Origin of the sequence: Afipia sp. P52-10, from assembly GCF_000516555.1 — a bacterium.
Lineage (GTDB): Bacteria > Pseudomonadota > Alphaproteobacteria > Rhizobiales > Xanthobacteraceae > P52-10.
On record NZ_AZSJ01000004.1, the window covers coordinates 40,504 to 54,794 of the forward strand.

At 60.4% G+C, this 14,291-nt stretch carries 14 protein-coding genes; 10 read left to right on the forward strand and 4 right to left on the reverse strand.

Annotated elements, in window-relative coordinates:
• The first annotated feature begins 72 nt into the window (after positions 1 to 72).
• The gene (locus X566_RS15190) at positions 73 to 429 is read left to right on the forward strand and encodes an NIPSNAP family protein (RefSeq protein ID WP_034468999.1); all 357 of its coding nucleotides are present in this window, start codon (positions 73 to 75) and stop codon (positions 427 to 429) included.
• An 8-nt stretch (positions 430 to 437) separates the two neighbouring features.
• On the opposite strand, the gene X566_RS15195 is transcribed toward X566_RS15190, so the two are convergent.
• Complete coding sequence (locus tag X566_RS15195; protein ID WP_034469001.1) at positions 438 to 1,835, reverse strand: M20/M25/M40 family metallo-hydrolase; 1,398 nt, start codon at positions 1,833 to 1,835, stop codon at positions 438 to 440.
• Between the two features lie 39 nt (positions 1,836 to 1,874).
• Positions 1,875 to 3,443 (reverse strand): helicase HerA-like domain-containing protein, encoded by a 1,569-nt coding sequence (locus X566_RS15200; protein WP_034469003.1) that lies wholly within the window; start codon positions 3,441 to 3,443, stop codon positions 1,875 to 1,877.
• A gap of 507 nt (positions 3,444 to 3,950) precedes the next feature.
• Between X566_RS15200 and X566_RS15205 the strand changes: the two genes are divergently transcribed.
• The 9 genes from X566_RS15205 to X566_RS15245 all read left to right on the forward strand — a co-directional run bounded on the left by X566_RS15205 (position 3,951) and on the right by X566_RS15245 (position 12,840).
• The gene (locus X566_RS15205; protein WP_034469005.1) at positions 3,951 to 4,358 is read left to right on the forward strand and encodes a DUF4332 domain-containing protein; all 408 of its coding nucleotides are present in this window, start codon (positions 3,951 to 3,953) and stop codon (positions 4,356 to 4,358) included.
• A 207-nt stretch (positions 4,359 to 4,565) separates the two neighbouring features.
• Positions 4,566 to 5,333 carry a dihydropteroate synthase gene (folP, locus tag X566_RS15210; RefSeq protein WP_244434821.1) on the forward strand — a complete coding sequence of 256 codons (768 nt, stop codon included), beginning with the start codon at positions 4,566 to 4,568 and terminating at the stop codon, positions 5,331 to 5,333.
• On the forward strand, positions 5,330 to 5,719 hold the full coding sequence (gene folB / locus X566_RS15215) for a dihydroneopterin aldolase (RefSeq protein WP_034469010.1): 390 nt from the start codon (positions 5,330 to 5,332) through the stop codon (positions 5,717 to 5,719). The genes folP and folB overlap by 4 nt, the downstream gene beginning before the upstream one ends.
• Positions 5,712 to 6,206 carry a 2-amino-4-hydroxy-6-hydroxymethyldihydropteridine diphosphokinase gene (gene folK / locus X566_RS15220; protein ID WP_034469013.1) on the forward strand — a complete coding sequence of 165 codons (495 nt, stop codon included), beginning with the start codon at positions 5,712 to 5,714 and terminating at the stop codon, positions 6,204 to 6,206. Before folB ends, folK begins: the two co-directional genes overlap by 8 nt.
• Positions 6,207 to 6,317: 111 nt before the next feature.
• On the forward strand, positions 6,318 to 8,189 hold the full coding sequence (locus X566_RS15225) for a methylmalonyl-CoA mutase subunit beta (RefSeq protein ID WP_034469016.1): 1,872 nt from the start codon (positions 6,318 to 6,320) through the stop codon (positions 8,187 to 8,189).
• Positions 8,186 to 10,342, forward strand: coding sequence for a methylmalonyl-CoA mutase (gene scpA / locus X566_RS15230; protein ID WP_034469018.1), 2,157 nt, complete (start codon positions 8,186 to 8,188; stop codon positions 10,340 to 10,342). Before X566_RS15225 ends, scpA begins: the two co-directional genes overlap by 4 nt.
• Positions 10,343 to 10,347: 5 nt before the next feature.
• Positions 10,348 to 11,130, forward strand: a complete 783-nt coding sequence (locus X566_RS15235) for a DUF3298 and DUF4163 domain-containing protein (protein ID WP_034469020.1) — start codon at positions 10,348 to 10,350, stop codon at positions 11,128 to 11,130.
• 46 nt (positions 11,131 to 11,176) lie between these two features.
• On the forward strand, positions 11,177 to 12,172 hold the full coding sequence (meaB, locus tag X566_RS15240) for a methylmalonyl Co-A mutase-associated GTPase MeaB (RefSeq protein ID WP_034469022.1): 996 nt from the start codon (positions 11,177 to 11,179) through the stop codon (positions 12,170 to 12,172).
• Complete coding sequence (locus X566_RS15245; protein WP_034469023.1) at positions 12,169 to 12,840, forward strand: pyroglutamyl-peptidase I; 672 nt, start codon at positions 12,169 to 12,171, stop codon at positions 12,838 to 12,840. The genes meaB and X566_RS15245 overlap by 4 nt, the downstream gene beginning before the upstream one ends.
• Before the next feature lie 298 nt (positions 12,841 to 13,138).
• Here the strand turns inward: X566_RS15245 and X566_RS15250 are convergent, their stop codons facing one another.
• Together X566_RS15250 and X566_RS24750 are read right to left on the reverse strand one after the other, a co-directional pair.
• Positions 13,139 to 13,534, reverse strand: a complete 396-nt coding sequence (locus X566_RS15250; protein ID WP_034469024.1) for a hypothetical protein — start codon at positions 13,532 to 13,534, stop codon at positions 13,139 to 13,141.
• A 13-nt stretch (positions 13,535 to 13,547) separates the two neighbouring features.
• Positions 13,548 to 14,249 (reverse strand): hypothetical protein, encoded by a 702-nt coding sequence (locus tag X566_RS24750; RefSeq protein ID WP_152539926.1) that lies wholly within the window; start codon positions 14,247 to 14,249, stop codon positions 13,548 to 13,550.
• Positions 14,250 to 14,291: the final 42 nt, after the last annotated feature.

Genomic DNA, 14,291 nt, shown 5'->3' on the forward strand with positions numbered 1-14,291 from the left:
TCGCAGCGACGTGTCACGACTTCGCGGCAGTAGCCGGATAAGATACCCGCTCGCAACAGGCGGGACTATCCGATGATCCATCAACTGCGAATCTACGAAATCTTCGACACCAACAAGGCAGCGTTCCATGCGCGGTTTCGCGACCATGCAGCTCGCATCATGCGCAACTACGGCTTCAAGATCGTGGCAATGTGGGAAACGCGTGAGGATGACAAACCCCGGTTCGTCTACCTAATCGAGTGGCCCGGCGAGGCAACCAAATCCGCGACCTGGACGGCCTTCATGGCCGACGCCGAGTGGGCGGAGATCAAGCGGGCCACGGCAGCGGAACATGGCGCCCTGGTGGGCGCAATCGAAGACCGTCTGCTCACGCCACTCGACTATTCGCCTGCAGCCGGCAAGAGTCTCTTGCCGGCCGTAAACATCTGACCCGCTGCTCAGGCCCGCGCTTCAGCAAAGGCTGCAAGGATACGCGCCCAGGAGCGAATGCCCTTATGGAAGCTCTTGAGGTCGTACTTTTCGTTCGGCGAGTGAATCCGGTCGTCCTCCAGCCCGAACCCAACCATCACCGTGTCGAGCCCGAGTGTATGCTTGAAATCGGCTACGATCGGAATGGAAGCTCCGCATGCGATCAGCAGCGCTTCCTTGCCCCATTCGTCGGTCAGAGCTTGCTTGGCGGCCCCGAGCGGCTTCATCGACCAGTCGAGCGCAATCGCGGGCGCATTGGTGTGGTCAGCGAATTCACACGAGCAATCCGCAGGCAGGCGCTCCCTCACATAGGCGCGGAAGGCATCGCGGATCTTCTTCGGGTCTTGCCCTTCGACGAGGCGGAACGACACCTTGGCGGTCGCTTCTGCAGGAATGACGGTCTTTGCACCTTCGCCGGTATAGCCGCCGACGATCCCGTTGATATCGCACGTTGGCCGGGACGAGACTTGCTCGATCAGCAACCGATCCTTTTCCCCGGCCGGAATTGAAAGACCAATCGGCTTAAGAAATGTCTCTGCCGAGAAGTTCAATTTCTTCCACGCCTCCAGCACATCCGGCGGTGTATCTTTTACACCGTCGTAGAAACCAGGGATCGTGATACGGCCGTTGTCGTCATGCAGACCGCCAAGAATGCGTGTCAGGACGCGGATAGGATTTTGCGCCCCACCGCCGAACAACCCCGAATGCAGATCGCGATTGGCAGCCTTGATCCGAACCTCCTCGTAGACGAGGCCGCGCAGCGAGGTGGTGATCGCAGGCGTATTCTGGTCCCACATGTTGGTGTCGCAAACGAGCGCGAAATCGGCCGCGAGGTCACCTTTGTTATCCTTGAGGAACCCGCCGAAATGTTTCGAACCCACCTCCTCCTCTCCCTCGATCAGGATGGTGATCGAAACCGGGAAGCCGCCGGTGACCGTCTTCCAGGCCCGACAGGCCTCGATAAACGTCATGAGCTGGCCCTTATCATCCTGCGCACCGCGTGCGACGATCGCCTTGCGGCCATCGGGCAACGTCCGCACCGAGGGCTCGAACGGAGGATGATCCCAGAGGTTGAGCGGATCGACAGGTTGAACGTCGTAATGTCCATAAAACATCACGCGTGGCCCCGAACCATTGCTCTTGCCGACGATCGCCGGGTGGCCGCCTGTTGGTCGAACGTCGGTCGCAAAGCCCAGGGATGCGATGTCCTTCGCCAAATGGTCGGCGGCCATTTTGCAATCGTCAGCAAAGGCGGGGTCGGCAGAGATCGACTTGATGCGCAGAAGGGCGAACAGACGCTCCAGACTGCCGTCGATATTGGCATCGATATGATCCAGCACTGCAGCAAGCGGCTTTTGATCGGCCATCACGATCTCCGACGTTAGAAATTTCCCTGAAGTCTCGGTTTAGCGGCGCAGCAGGCTGCCCAGCGCGCCCCGTACGATGGTCCGCCCGATCGAACCTCCGAGCTGACCGCCGACCGACTTACCAAGGTCGGCCGCGATCTTGCCGGCCACCCTGTTCGTCACGGTCCGCGTGAGGTCGCGGGCAATCACCTGTCCGGTCGTCAATTTCGTGCCACGCTTCCGGCTCGTGCCAAAAATGATGCCTGCGATGGCGGACAGATGACCGAGTATGCCGCTCGGAGCTTCCTCGCCAGCACCAGCCGGCGCTTCGCCGGCCGTCTCCTGCATCCTTCGCTGCAGCATCTCGAACGCGGATTCCCGATCGACAGGGGTATCGTATTTCCCTTTGACCGGACTCTTGTCTATCAACGCCTTCCGTTCTTCCGCCGTGATCGGTCCGATCCGGGCGGACGGAGGCCGCACCATGATCCGCTGGACGATCGCCGGGGTGCCGTTGCCTTCAAGGAATGAAACCAGCGCTTCGCCCTTCCCCAGCTCAGTGATGACCTTCTCCGTATTGAGCTTTGGATTCGGTCGGAACGTCTGAGCCGCCGCAGCCACCGATTTCTGGTCGCGAGGCGTGAATGCGCGCAGGGCGTGCTGAACGCGATTGCCAAGCTGGGCGAGAACCTTGTCCGGCACGTCGATCGGATTCTGGGTGACGAAATAAACGCCGACACCCTTCGATCGGATCAACCGCACGACCTGTTCGATCTTGGTCATCAGCGCATCGGGTGCATCGTCGAACAGCAGGTGGGCTTCGTCGAAGAAGAACACCAGCTTCGGCTGCGGCAGATCGCCGACCTCCGGCAACTGCTCGAACAACTCCGAAAGCATCCACAACAGGAAAGTTGCATATAGCTTCGGATTCTGCATGAGACGATCGGCGACGAGAATATTGACGTAGCCGCGCCCGTCCTTGTCCTTGCGCATCAGATCGCTCAGCGCCAGCGCTGGCTCCCCGAAGAAATTGTTTCCGCCCTGGTTTTCGAGCACCAAAAGTTGACGCTGGATCGTACCGACAGTCTGCTTCGAGACGTTGCCGTACTGAGTGGTCAGCGCGGCCGCCTGTTCGGCGACAAAGCCGAGGATTGCGCGGAGATCCTTCATGTCGAGCAAGGGATAGCCATGCTCGTCAGCGACGCGGAAAGCGATGTTCAGCACGCCTTCCTGAACCTCGTTGAGGTCCATCATCCGCGACAGCAGCAACGGGCCCATTTCTGAAACCGTCGCGCGCACGGGATGACCGTTTTCGCCGAACACGTCCCAGAAGATCGTCGCGAACTGATCCGGCTGGAACTCCATGTCCATCGACTTCGCGCGTTGAACGAGCGCATCTTTAGCTTCGCCCAGCTCCGATATGCCGGATAGGTCACCCTTGATATCCGCCGCGAACACCGGCACACCTGCGCGGGCAAAGCCTTCAGCCAAGACCTGCAAAGTCACGGTCTTGCCGGTGCCCGTCGCGCCGGTCACCAGCCCGTGACGATTGGCCAGTGCAAGCGTCAGATTGGCCGTGGTGTCTTCCTTGCCGACGAAGATAGCTTCCTTTGTGTCACCGTTCGCCATGGTCGTGCCTGTCAAGTTCGTCTCAAGTTAGTCTAAAGGCCTAGTTCGTCCGCCAGAGAAATGAATCTACCTGAATCTCTTGCGGATGCGAAACACTGAGTGCGCGTTCGCGTCGGTATGGTCGGCTGTGAGGGCCTGCAGTCCTGCATCGTTCCGCACGAGATTGCGTCGGATTTCGCCACGACTCTTGCAGACTTGCAACACTTTGCCACGACGAGTTGCAAAAAGCCCATCATAGAAGCCTTGATACTTGTGTTTCCCAATTCGTGAGACCTAAAGTGATCGTCGACCTGGATCGACGGTCGAGGCGTGCTGGCGCGATAAACGCACGATGCAGCATCAGCCGCCGTCTTCAGCGATCAACGGGATTGCGGACAATGCCGTCCAGCTCCTCAGCGTGAAAGGACTATCGGCGACAGCCTGTTTCTCAAAAGTCGTTAGTAACGACGCTCCCCGCGTCTTTGTCGGTTTGGAATGGCTGCCTGAGTTGCAGCAATTGCGAGTGCCATGACCTATCCATTGAAGCACATTGATGGAATGACGCCCTTTATCGAGGTCAAGCTGAAGTCAAGGCGCATTCGCACGACGGAAGGACTTCTCGAAGCCGCACACACTGTCAGGGGACGCAAAGAGCTCGCCGAGGCGACTGGAATTTCCGAACAGCAATGGCTCGATTGGGCCAACAATGCCGATTGCATGCGCATCAAGGGAATGGGCAGCGGAAAGGCCAAACTGCTCCGCCGCGCGGGCGTGACGACCGTCGGCGAACTGAGCCATCGCAATCCCAAGAAGCTGGCCGAGGCCATGGCCGAAGCCAACGACAAGTACAAGCTTGTGCGCGTCCGCCCCACGGAAAAGTCGGTCAGCGCCCTGATCGAGCGGGCAAAGCAGCTCCCGCGCAAGATCACCTATTGACCGCCGCCGACATCCTGATCCGCGGCTCAGGTCGGCCAAATTCCAGACCGCGCTGACGTTGGGCAGCATCCCGCGGTTCGGCGCCTTGACTCCGATCCTTGGACCGCGCAAAGCGCATCCATGACCGAGGTATCCCGAACGCGATCCAGGCAGCAGCCGCAGACTATCAAGGGATGGCGTGTCTCGCGCCAGCCGCTGCCCTGGGTCATGGGGATCCTCAATGTAACGCCGGACTCCTTCTCCGATGGCGGCAAGTTCCTCGAACCGGAGCAAGCCCTGGCGCAGGCGCAACGGATGATCTCCGAGGGCGCCACGGTGATCGACATCGGCGCGGAATCGACCCGCCCCTATGGCGGTCAGCAACCCGTATCGGCAGAGCAAGAGATCGCCCGCCTGCAGCCTGTGCTGGCCGATATCGTCGCGCTCGGCACGCCGGTTTCGATCGACACGATGAAGGCTGGTGTTGCGCGGTTCGCGCTCGAGACGGGTGCCGCCATCATCAACGACGTCTGGGGCCTGCAACGCGACCCGGATATGGTGCGCGTCGCCGCCGATCATCATGCTCCCGTGATCGCTATGCATAATCGCGAGGTGGTCGATCCGGCCCTCGATATCATGAGCGACATCGCGCGGTTTTTCACGCGCACGCTTGAGATTGCTGATCGGGCCGGCATCGCGAGGGACATGATCACGCTCGACCCAGGCATCGGGTTTGGGAAAACCCCCGAACAGAGCATGACGGCCCTGGCTCGCCTGGCCGAGCTGAAGGCGTTCGGTTGCCCGTTGCTAGTCGGCGCCTCGCGCAAGCGCTTCATCAGCACCGTGACCGCTTCAGAACCGCATCAGCGGCTTGGCGGATCGCTCGCTGCCCATCTCTTCGCAGTACGTCATGGTGCGGTCGTCATCCGCGCGCATGACGTGGCGGAGACAGTTCAGGCCCTCCGCGTGACGGGCGCAATCGAAGGACACCGATGACGGACATCATCTTCATCCACGGCATCGTGATCCATGCGCGTCACGGCGTGCTCGAACACGAAGCCGAAGTCGGCCAGCGCTTCGTGATTGACCTGGAACTTTCGACCGACCTCAGCGAAGCGTCGCGCTCCGACAAGCTGAAGGACACGATCTCCTACTCGGACGTCGTCGCCACCGCCACCAAGGCATTCGCGGGCCATAACTATTATCTGCTCGAGCGCGCTGCGGGCGCAGTCGCCGATGCGATCATGACCGCCTTCCCGGCGATCGAAGCCATCAAGGTCACGGTTCACAAACCACACGCACCGATTGCTGCGATCTTCGATGACGTCGGAGTCATCCTGACCCGGCGACGGGCATCGTCAAATGACAAGCCCGATGGCTAGCGCACTGATCGCGCTGGGCGGCAATGTCGGCGATGTCCGTGCGACGTTCGCCCGCGCGATCCCAGCAGTCTGCGCGGCCATCCAAGGCAGGCTCCGCGCCCGATCGTCCGACTATGCCACCCCGCCCTGGGGCGATACGCAGCAGCCTCCATACGTCAACGCCTGCATCGAGATCGAGACCGCCTTGGCCCCCCATGACATTCTACGGGCCCTGCATCAGGTCGAAAAGCAGTTCGGTCGGGACAGGCAGGCGGAGCGCCGCTGGGGTCCCCGCTCCCTCGATCTCGACCTGCTGGCCTGTGACGATTTGATGATCGATACGCCCGATCTGACCCTTCCCCACCCGCGGATGCTTGAACGGGCATTCGTGCTGGTTCCCCTGGCTGAAATCGCACCGGACCGCGTGATCGGCGGCCGGAGGGTTCGGGAGGCCCTGGCGAGGCTCGAAGCCGAGACTGGCGGGATCGAGAGGTTGCCGCCCCCCTAGACATGAGCAAATGTCTGCCTCGGCTTGAATAAACTGCCGATTGGCTCGGCTGCCACGCCATGCCATTTTCATTCCCAAACAGAGAATGAATACCAAGGAGTGCCTGCGCTTATGCCTGCCCCAACCGACGAATTGCCGCTGGCGTCCGAATTTCCGGCGGCAACCCGTGAGACATGGCTGAAGCTGGTCGATAGCGTCCTGAAGGGGGCGCCTCGCGAGCGGCTGCTGGGTAAGAGCGCGGATGGGCTCGCGATCGAGCCGCTCTATTCACGCGTCAGCAATGCGAAATCGGTGGCGGGGCGGCCAGCCTCCACGCCCTGGCAGATCGCACAGCGGATCGATCATCCCGATCCGGTACAGGCCAACAAGCAGGCCATCACCGATCTGGAGAACGGGGCAACAGCGCTGACCCTGGTCTTCGCCGGCGCCAACGGCGCGGCTGGTTTCGGCATGGATCCCTCCGCGGAGGCCATTCGCACATTCGCACAGGACATCCATTTCGACGCCGGGTTAGGCATCGATTTTCAGATCGGCCCTCAGTCACGCGAGGCGCCCTTCCATCTTGCCGCCCTGCTGAAGGAAAAGGGGATCGCAGCGGGCAGCTGTGACATCCGCTTCGGCTTTGATCCCCTTGGCGCGGCCGCCATCTGGGGCGCCAGCCCTTATCCATGGACCGATATTGCCCCGGCTCTGGCCCAAGCCGTCGGCAACGTCGTGGCGGAAGGCTTCAAGGGTCCGGCAGCGGTGGCCGATGGTCGTGTGGTTCACGATGCCGGCGGATCGGAAGCCCAAGAACTGGCCTTTGTACTGGCTGTTGCCGTTGCCTATCTGCGTGCATTGGAAGCCTCCGGCATGGCTCTGCCCGAGGCCCGCGACATGATTTATGCGCGTCTGTCCGCAGATGCCGATCAGTTTCTGACCATGGCCAAGTTCCGAGCCTTACGAAAGCTGTGGGCGCGGGTCGAACAAGCTTGCGGGCTGGAGCCCTCCCCCTTGTTCATTGCCACTGATACCGCTTGGCGCATGCTGACGCGGCGCGACACCGACGTGAACATGCTGCGCACGACGATGGCGACGTTTGCTGCCGGGCTCGGCGGAGCCAACAGCATCACCGTGCTGCCGCACACGCTGGCGCTGGGCCTGCCTGATCCATTCGCACGCCGTATCGCCCGCAACACCCAGCTCATCCTGCTTGAAGAATCGAACCTCGCAAAGGTCACCGACCCTGCGGCGGGCTCCGGCGGCATCGAGACGCTGACGACGCAGCTTTGCACCCGCGCATGGACGCTGTTTCAGGAGATCGAGCGCGCTGGCGGCATCTGGGCAGCCCTAGAAGGCAACCTGCTGCAGCATAAGATTGCCGAAGTCCGCCGCGCGCGAGAGAAGAACATCGCCCGCCGCAAGGATGTCGTCACTGGCGTCAGTGAATTTGCAAACCTGATGGAAAAGACGCCTGAGGTGCTGAACGTCGAAGCGGTGCGCCTGCCATCCTATGGTGAGCCCAAGATCACGTTCGAGGCGTTGACACCACATCGGCTCGCCGAGCCTTTCGAGGCGTTGCGCGATGCCTCCGACGTCACCCTTAAACAAACTGGTCAGCGTCCCCGCATTTTTCTCGCCAACCTTGGTACACCAGCGAACTTTTCAGCACGCGCGAATTTTGCGAAAAGTTTCTTCGAGGCTGGCGGCATCGAGGCCCTCGACAATGACGGCTTCTGGGAGATTCCAACCCTCGTGCACGAATTCAAGAAGACGGGAACCACATTGGCCTGCCTCTGCTCGTCCGATGCGGTTTACGGGACCAACGCCGTCGACGCGGCCAAGGCGCTCGCAGAGGCCGGCGCAACGGCGATCTATCTCGCCGGCCGTCCCGGCGAGAAGGAGAACGATTACCGAAGCGCCGGCGTTACAGAATTCATCTTCGCAGGCGGCGACGCATTGACGACGCTGCGTGCGGCTTATGCTAAGATGGCCAAGTCATGACCCGTATTCCGAATTTCGCAGATATCGCCTTCGCCGATACGCAGGTTCCGGCGCAGGATGGCGGAGAGCCGTGGCTCACCCCGGAAGGGATCGAGGTGAAGCCGGCATACGGTGCTGCCGATCTGAAGGGCATCGACTTCCTCGACACCTATCCCGGCATCGCGCCGTATCTGCGCGGCCCCTATCCGACGATGTATGTCAACCAGCCGTGGACCGTGCGCCAGTATGCCGGATTCTCCACGGCCGAGGATTCGAACGCATTCTATCGTCGCAACCTCGCCGCAGGACAGAAGGGCCTTTCGGTCGCCTTCGACCTTGCAACACACCGTGGTTATGACAGCGACCACCAGCGCGTGGCAGGCGATGTCGGCATGGCAGGCGTCGCGATCGATTCGATTTATGACATGCGAACACTGTTCGCAGGCATTCCGCTCGACCAGATGAGCGTGTCGATGACCATGAATGGCGCCGTACTTCCAGTGCTGGCGCTCTATGTCGTCGCGGCCGAAGAACAAGGCGTGCCGCCGGAGAAACTGTCGGGCACGATCCAGAACGACATCCTCAAAGAATTCATGGTGCGGAACACCTACATTTATCCGCCCACCCCCTCGATGCGGATCATTTCCGACATCTTCGGCTATACTTCGCAGAAGATGCCAAAGTTCAACTCAATCTCGATCTCCGGCTACCACATGCAGGAAGCCGGAGCGACGCAGGACCTGGAACTCGCTTACACGCTCGCCGACGGTGTCGAGTATGTCCGAGCCGGTGTCGCCGCCGGCCTCGATATCGACCGCTTTGCACCGCGCTTGTCGTTCTTCTGGGCGATCGGCATGAACTTCTTCATGGAAGTCGCCAAGATGCGCGCCGCGCGCCTGCTCTGGGCGAAGCTGATGAAGGATTTCAACCCGAAGGATACCCGATCGCTGTCGCTGCGCACCCACAGCCAGACCTCCGGCTGGTCGCTGACAGCGCAGGACGTGTTCAATAACGTCATGCGCACCACGATCGAGGCGATGGCGGCAACGCAAGGCCATACCCAGTCGCTGCACACCAACGCCCTCGACGAGGCGCTGGCTTTGCCGACCGACTATTCGGCGCGGATTGCCCGCAACACTCAACTCTTCCTGCAGCAGGAAAGCGGCACGACCCGGATCATCGATCCCTGGGGCGGATCGTACTACGTCGAGCGCCTCACCCAGGAGCTCGCGAAGAAGGCCTGGGGGCACATCCAGGAAGTCGAGGCGCTGGGTGGCATGGCAAAGGCGATCGAAGCCGGTGTACCGAAACTGCGCATCGAGGAAGCTGCGGCCAAGACTCAGGCCCGCATCGATGCAGGCCGTCAGTCGGTGATCGGCGTCAACAAGTACAAGCCCGAGAGCGAAGCCGCGATCGATGTGCTGAAGGTCGATAACTCCACCGTCCGCCGGCTGCAGATCGACAAGCTCTCGCGTCTGCGCAAGGAGCGCGATCCAAAGGCTCTGCAAGCAGCATTGGACAGCCTCACACGCTCGGCGGGTGACGGTAACGGCAACCTGCTTGCGCTCGCTATCGACGCGGCCCGCGCAAAGGCGACGGTGGGCGAAATCTCCGACGCTCTCGAAAAGGTGTTCGGACGCCATCGCGCAGAGATCAAGTCCATCACCGGCGTTTACAAGCGCGAGGTTTCCACCATGTCCGACAAGGTCGAACGGCTGGCGCACCTGATCGAAGCGTTCGAGGACGCCGAAGGCCGGCGTCCGCGGATTCTGGTCGCCAAGATCGGCCAGGACGGTCATGACCGCGGTCAAAAGGTGATTGCTTCGGCTTTCGCCGACATCGGCTTCGATGTGGACATCGGACCGCTGTTCGCAACGGCCGACGAAGCCGCACGCCAGGCTGTTGAAAATGACGTCCACATCCTCGGCGTCTCCTCGCTCGCCGCCGCGCACCTTACGGCAGTTCCCGAATTGAAGGCCGCTTTGAAGAAGCACGGCCGCGAGGACATCATGATCATCATCGGCGGCGTGGTGCCACCGCAGGATTACGACGCCCTCTATAAGGCCGGAGCGGAAGCGATCTTCCCGCCGGGGACGGTCATCGCCGATGCGGCGGAGGAACTGATCCGTAAGCTGAACGTCCGTCTTGGACATTCCAGCGAGGCCGCGGAGTAAACACTGTGTTTCGTCGCTCGGCCATCCGCATCGCGATCGCAGCCACGATCGCGGTGCTTTCGTCGTTAGCGCATGCGACGGAAGAAAAGCCCACTCTCTCGATCAAAACGAAAGCGATCGAGATTTCCGTCACGATCGACGACACCATCAAGGCGAGACAGAACCTGTCGGCCAACCTCCTGGCCGAGGCCAAAAAGTGGGCTGATCACGAGCGGAAGGAAGCCGACCGCGAATGGCAGACATCGCCCGAATTGTTTCGCAGTGGTTTGCGTTGGACGTCGCAGCGGGACTATTCCGTGACTTCGGTGGTCGCCAATCGCTACATCAGCGTGCTGCGTACCGAAATTACCTATGCCGGTGGAGCACACCCGAACACGGTATTCGACACACTGCTCTGGGACGAACAACTCCGCAAGCGCATCAGCATCCGGCCATTTTTCACAGACCTGTCGGACAACAGCCGTGCGATGGTCGAAATCCAAAATGCGATCATCTCCGCGCTGACCGTCGAAAAGAAGGAGCGAGGCACGTTCGAGCCGGCCGACAACAGCTGGTCCAAGGGAGTGGAACCGAGCCTACTCAAGATCGGTCCTGTGACGCTCGAACCGTCGACCGAGGCGGGCAAGAGTTCAGGTCTCACCTTCCACTATTCGCCCTATGCGGTAGGACCTTATGTTGAAGGTTCATATACCGCGTTCGTACCCTGGCGAATTCTCCACCCATATTTGACGGCAGAAGGCCTATCCATCTTCGGCGGCGACAAGCCGAAAGAAACCGGCACACAATGATCGGCTGCCCCTCGCTTGCGGATCACCGCCGTTGTAAACCCGAGGCATGAGCCGTTCGCAATTCGCATCCGACATACCCGCGCTCGCCGCTGCATTGCGCGCCGGCAATCGTGCCGCCTTGGCGCAGGCAATCACGCTGGTCGAAAGCCGCCGTAGCGATCACCAGGCTTCCGCACGCGAACTCGTACAACAGCTTCTGCCGGATACGGGAAAGGCTGTACGCGTCGGCATCACTGGCTCGCCGGGCGTCGGGAAATCCACCACCATCGATGCCCTGGGCATGTATCTGATCGGTCTTGGACAGAAGGTAGCAGTGCTCGCGGTCGACCCTTCATCCGCGCGAACCGGCGGATCGATTCTCGGCGACAAGACGCGGATGGCGCAGCTGTCGGCCTCCGACGCAGCGTTCATCCGACCTTCGCCGTCGGCGGGAACACTCGGCGGCGTCGCCGCCAAGACGCGCGAGGCCATGCTCCTGTGTGAAGCTGCAGGGTTCGACGTGGTGTTGGTGGAGACGGTCGGCATCGGCCAATCCGAGACTGCCGTCTGCGACATGACCGACTTCTTCCTTGCCCTGATGCTGCCGGGCGCAGGCGACGAGCTGCAGGGCATCAAGAAAGGGCTGGTCGAACTCGCCGACATGATTGCCGTGAACAAGGCCGATGGCGACAACATTCCGCGAGCTAATGCCGCCGCCGCCGAATATCGCGCCGCGTTGCATATTCTAGCACCACGTTCGGAGCATTGGCATCCTCCGGTCGTCACCTACTCAGCGCTGACCGGCGACGGCATCGCCGGACTTTGGCAGAAGGTGCTGGACCATCGCAAAGCCATGAACGCATCCAGCGACTTTGCTGCCCGTCGCCGCGAGCAGCAGGTCAAGTGGATGTGGTCGATGCTGGAGGAGCGACTGAAGTCGCGGCTGCGCGCCGACCCCGCCATCCGCGCGAAGGTCAGGCAGACCGAGGCCGGGGTCGCCGACGGCCGCATGACGCCGGCGCTCGCCGCCGACACGATCGCACGGTTGCTGGAGGCACCATGAGCCTCCGCATTCTCATCACGGGTTTCGGCCCGTTTCCGGGGGCGCCATACAATCCAACGGAGGCGCTGGTCAGCCGGCTGATGAAGCTTCGCCGCCCGGCGTTCAACGACATTGAGCGCGTCGCGCATATCTTTACGGTCGCTTATGGCGACGTTGATCACGATCTACCGAAGCTGCTGCGAAAGCATCGCCCCGATGCGCTGTTGATGTTTGGTCTGGCTGCACGCACACCGCATCTTCGCGTCGAGACCCGCGCGCGCAATGCCATCACGACGATCTGGCCGGATGCCGGCCACACACGCATCAAGCTCGGCAAGATCGCGCCCGGCGGTCCCGACGCACTGGCCTTTGGCCCGCATGTGAAGCGCCTGCTGCGTGCTGCGCGCCTGACCGGTATTCCTTCGGCCCTCTCGCGCGACGCCGGCCGTTATCTCTGCAACTACCTTTGCTGGCGTACGATCGAGGCGAGCGCCAGCCTGGCACCGCCGCCGCTGACGGCCTTCATCCATGTGCCGCTGGTGCCGCGAGGCACGTTGATCCAGCTTAAGAGTAAAACGCCGCGTGTGACTTTAGACGCCCTCACCGACGCCGGCGAAGCGATCCTAACGGAGATGATCAGGACCACCCGGGTAATGCGTATCAATCGTAGCCTTAGTATTATAAAGTGATGACCGTGATTATTTTCACAACACGCTGGTTTCGATCCCTATTAATCTCCAAACCCAGCTCCTCGACTTCCACTTTGCCCTAGATAATCAACAACCTCGCTGACACTCTTCCCGCGTGCTATCGACGCAACCCACATGGCTTGTCATACTCATTGATGAGCTTTGGGTTGTCGTTGATGCCGATAGGATCCTCGATCTCACTGCTTAGCCCTCCTTTTATTCCCAATGGTCCTTCATGAATTAAGTTCATTAGGACTATTTACGTAACACCGGGTGCAAGCCAGGCCAGCTAGAAACTTCAATCATAGCCCGTGCCTGGCCGGCTGCCGGGAAACTCCAGTCGATTGTATGGCGGCGGAAGGTACTCGCGCTGCAGCGTATCGATGATTTCGTGCTCGCGTATGGTGACACCCATGTCGGGCCAGCGCTCTCCCTCACCATCCACGGCGACGACGAGGACAATCGTCCAATCAGGCACGCCTTCCAAAAACGATTGCACAGTGGTCACCATCCACGGCGTCAACAATCGCAGATTGTTAACGAAGACGGTGCTCCTTGACCATCCGTAATTGTCATCGACGACCCAGAAGTCTCCTGCTCCCGTGCACTCTTCTTCACCAAACTGACTAAAGAGCGCGACGAGCTTGCCGTAAATGAGGGTCCAGACCCGCTCCTGATATGCTTCCTCGATCATGCTGGTTAACTCTCTATTCGCCGCCTCGAAACATGCCGGGCATTCGCGCGCGCAATTCGCGCATAATCAAACGCTCTTGAAAGCGATAAACCCTTGGATCACGCGAGCTCAGCACCTTACCGACAAATCGGTACGCCTGCGCTGGTGTCATCTCGCCTTTCCTGATGTTATTGTCTTGAATGAACTTGTCCAGCATCTCCTTAATTGCTCTGCTGTACGCTTGATGCATCCGATCATTTAGATTGCTGCTCGGATCTGCCAACCTACCAGTTTTCGCATTGTTGAATATCCTACGGACTTCAGGATTAAAATCATAATACGGTTTATTATAGACTCCTCGAGGAACGTGATGGTGTCCGTCAGCAGCGTATTCTGCACCAGAAATAATCCGCTCGGGATCAGGAATAGCATCCAACAGAACGCGGCGATCAGTAATTCCATCGCTGCGCGCATACTGCGCGCGTAGCCTCTCCCAATTGCGATCGTCATTCGTCCACTGCCCGCCATCGGAGTTACCCGCTGGCACCCGCGGCTGCGCCGGATTGAAGTTCGCCTTGATGCCCGACAACATACGCCGGACTTTGTGCTCCAGCAGATGTTGCACCAGCATGAGCTTCGCGCTCTTGACGACAAGACGCGCATCTTCAATCAAAAGCGCAGCATACTCGCTGCGCATCTGCCGCCGGACATCCTCTATCTCGCTGCGTAGCCCCATCTTTTAGTAATCCTATGGTCCTCTATAAATTATGTTCATGAT

What these genes read in the sequence shown, in the direction of transcription:
- meaB (WP_034469022.1), top strand. Translation starts at nt 11,177, where the DNA reads ATGAGCCGTTCGCAATTCGCATCCGACATACCCGCGCTCGCCGCTGCA.
- X566_RS15200 (WP_034469003.1), bottom strand. Translation starts at nt 3,443, where the DNA reads ATGGCGAACGGTGACACAAAGGAAGCTATCTTCGTCGGCAAGGAAGAC.
- X566_RS15190 (WP_034468999.1), top strand. Translation starts at nt 73, where the DNA reads ATGATCCATCAACTGCGAATCTACGAAATCTTCGACACCAACAAGGCA.
- X566_RS15245 (WP_034469023.1), top strand. Translation starts at nt 12,169, where the DNA reads ATGAGCCTCCGCATTCTCATCACGGGTTTCGGCCCGTTTCCGGGGGCG.
- X566_RS24750 (WP_152539926.1), bottom strand. Translation starts at nt 14,249, where the DNA reads ATGGGGCTACGCAGCGAGATAGAGGATGTCCGGCGGCAGATGCGCAGC.
- scpA (WP_034469018.1), top strand. Translation starts at nt 8,186, where the DNA reads ATGACCCGTATTCCGAATTTCGCAGATATCGCCTTCGCCGATACGCAG.
- X566_RS15195 (WP_034469001.1), bottom strand. Translation starts at nt 1,835, where the DNA reads ATGGCCGATCAAAAGCCGCTTGCTGCAGTGCTGGATCATATCGATGCC.
- folB (WP_034469010.1), top strand. Translation starts at nt 5,330, where the DNA reads ATGACGGACATCATCTTCATCCACGGCATCGTGATCCATGCGCGTCAC.
- X566_RS15225 (WP_034469016.1), top strand. Translation starts at nt 6,318, where the DNA reads ATGCCTGCCCCAACCGACGAATTGCCGCTGGCGTCCGAATTTCCGGCG.
- X566_RS15250 (WP_034469024.1), bottom strand. Translation starts at nt 13,534, where the DNA reads ATGATCGAGGAAGCATATCAGGAGCGGGTCTGGACCCTCATTTACGGC.
- X566_RS15205 (WP_034469005.1), top strand. Translation starts at nt 3,951, where the DNA reads ATGACCTATCCATTGAAGCACATTGATGGAATGACGCCCTTTATCGAG.
- folK (WP_034469013.1), top strand. Translation starts at nt 5,712, where the DNA reads ATGGCTAGCGCACTGATCGCGCTGGGCGGCAATGTCGGCGATGTCCGT.
- folP (WP_244434821.1), top strand. Translation starts at nt 4,566, where the DNA reads ATGGGGATCCTCAATGTAACGCCGGACTCCTTCTCCGATGGCGGCAAG.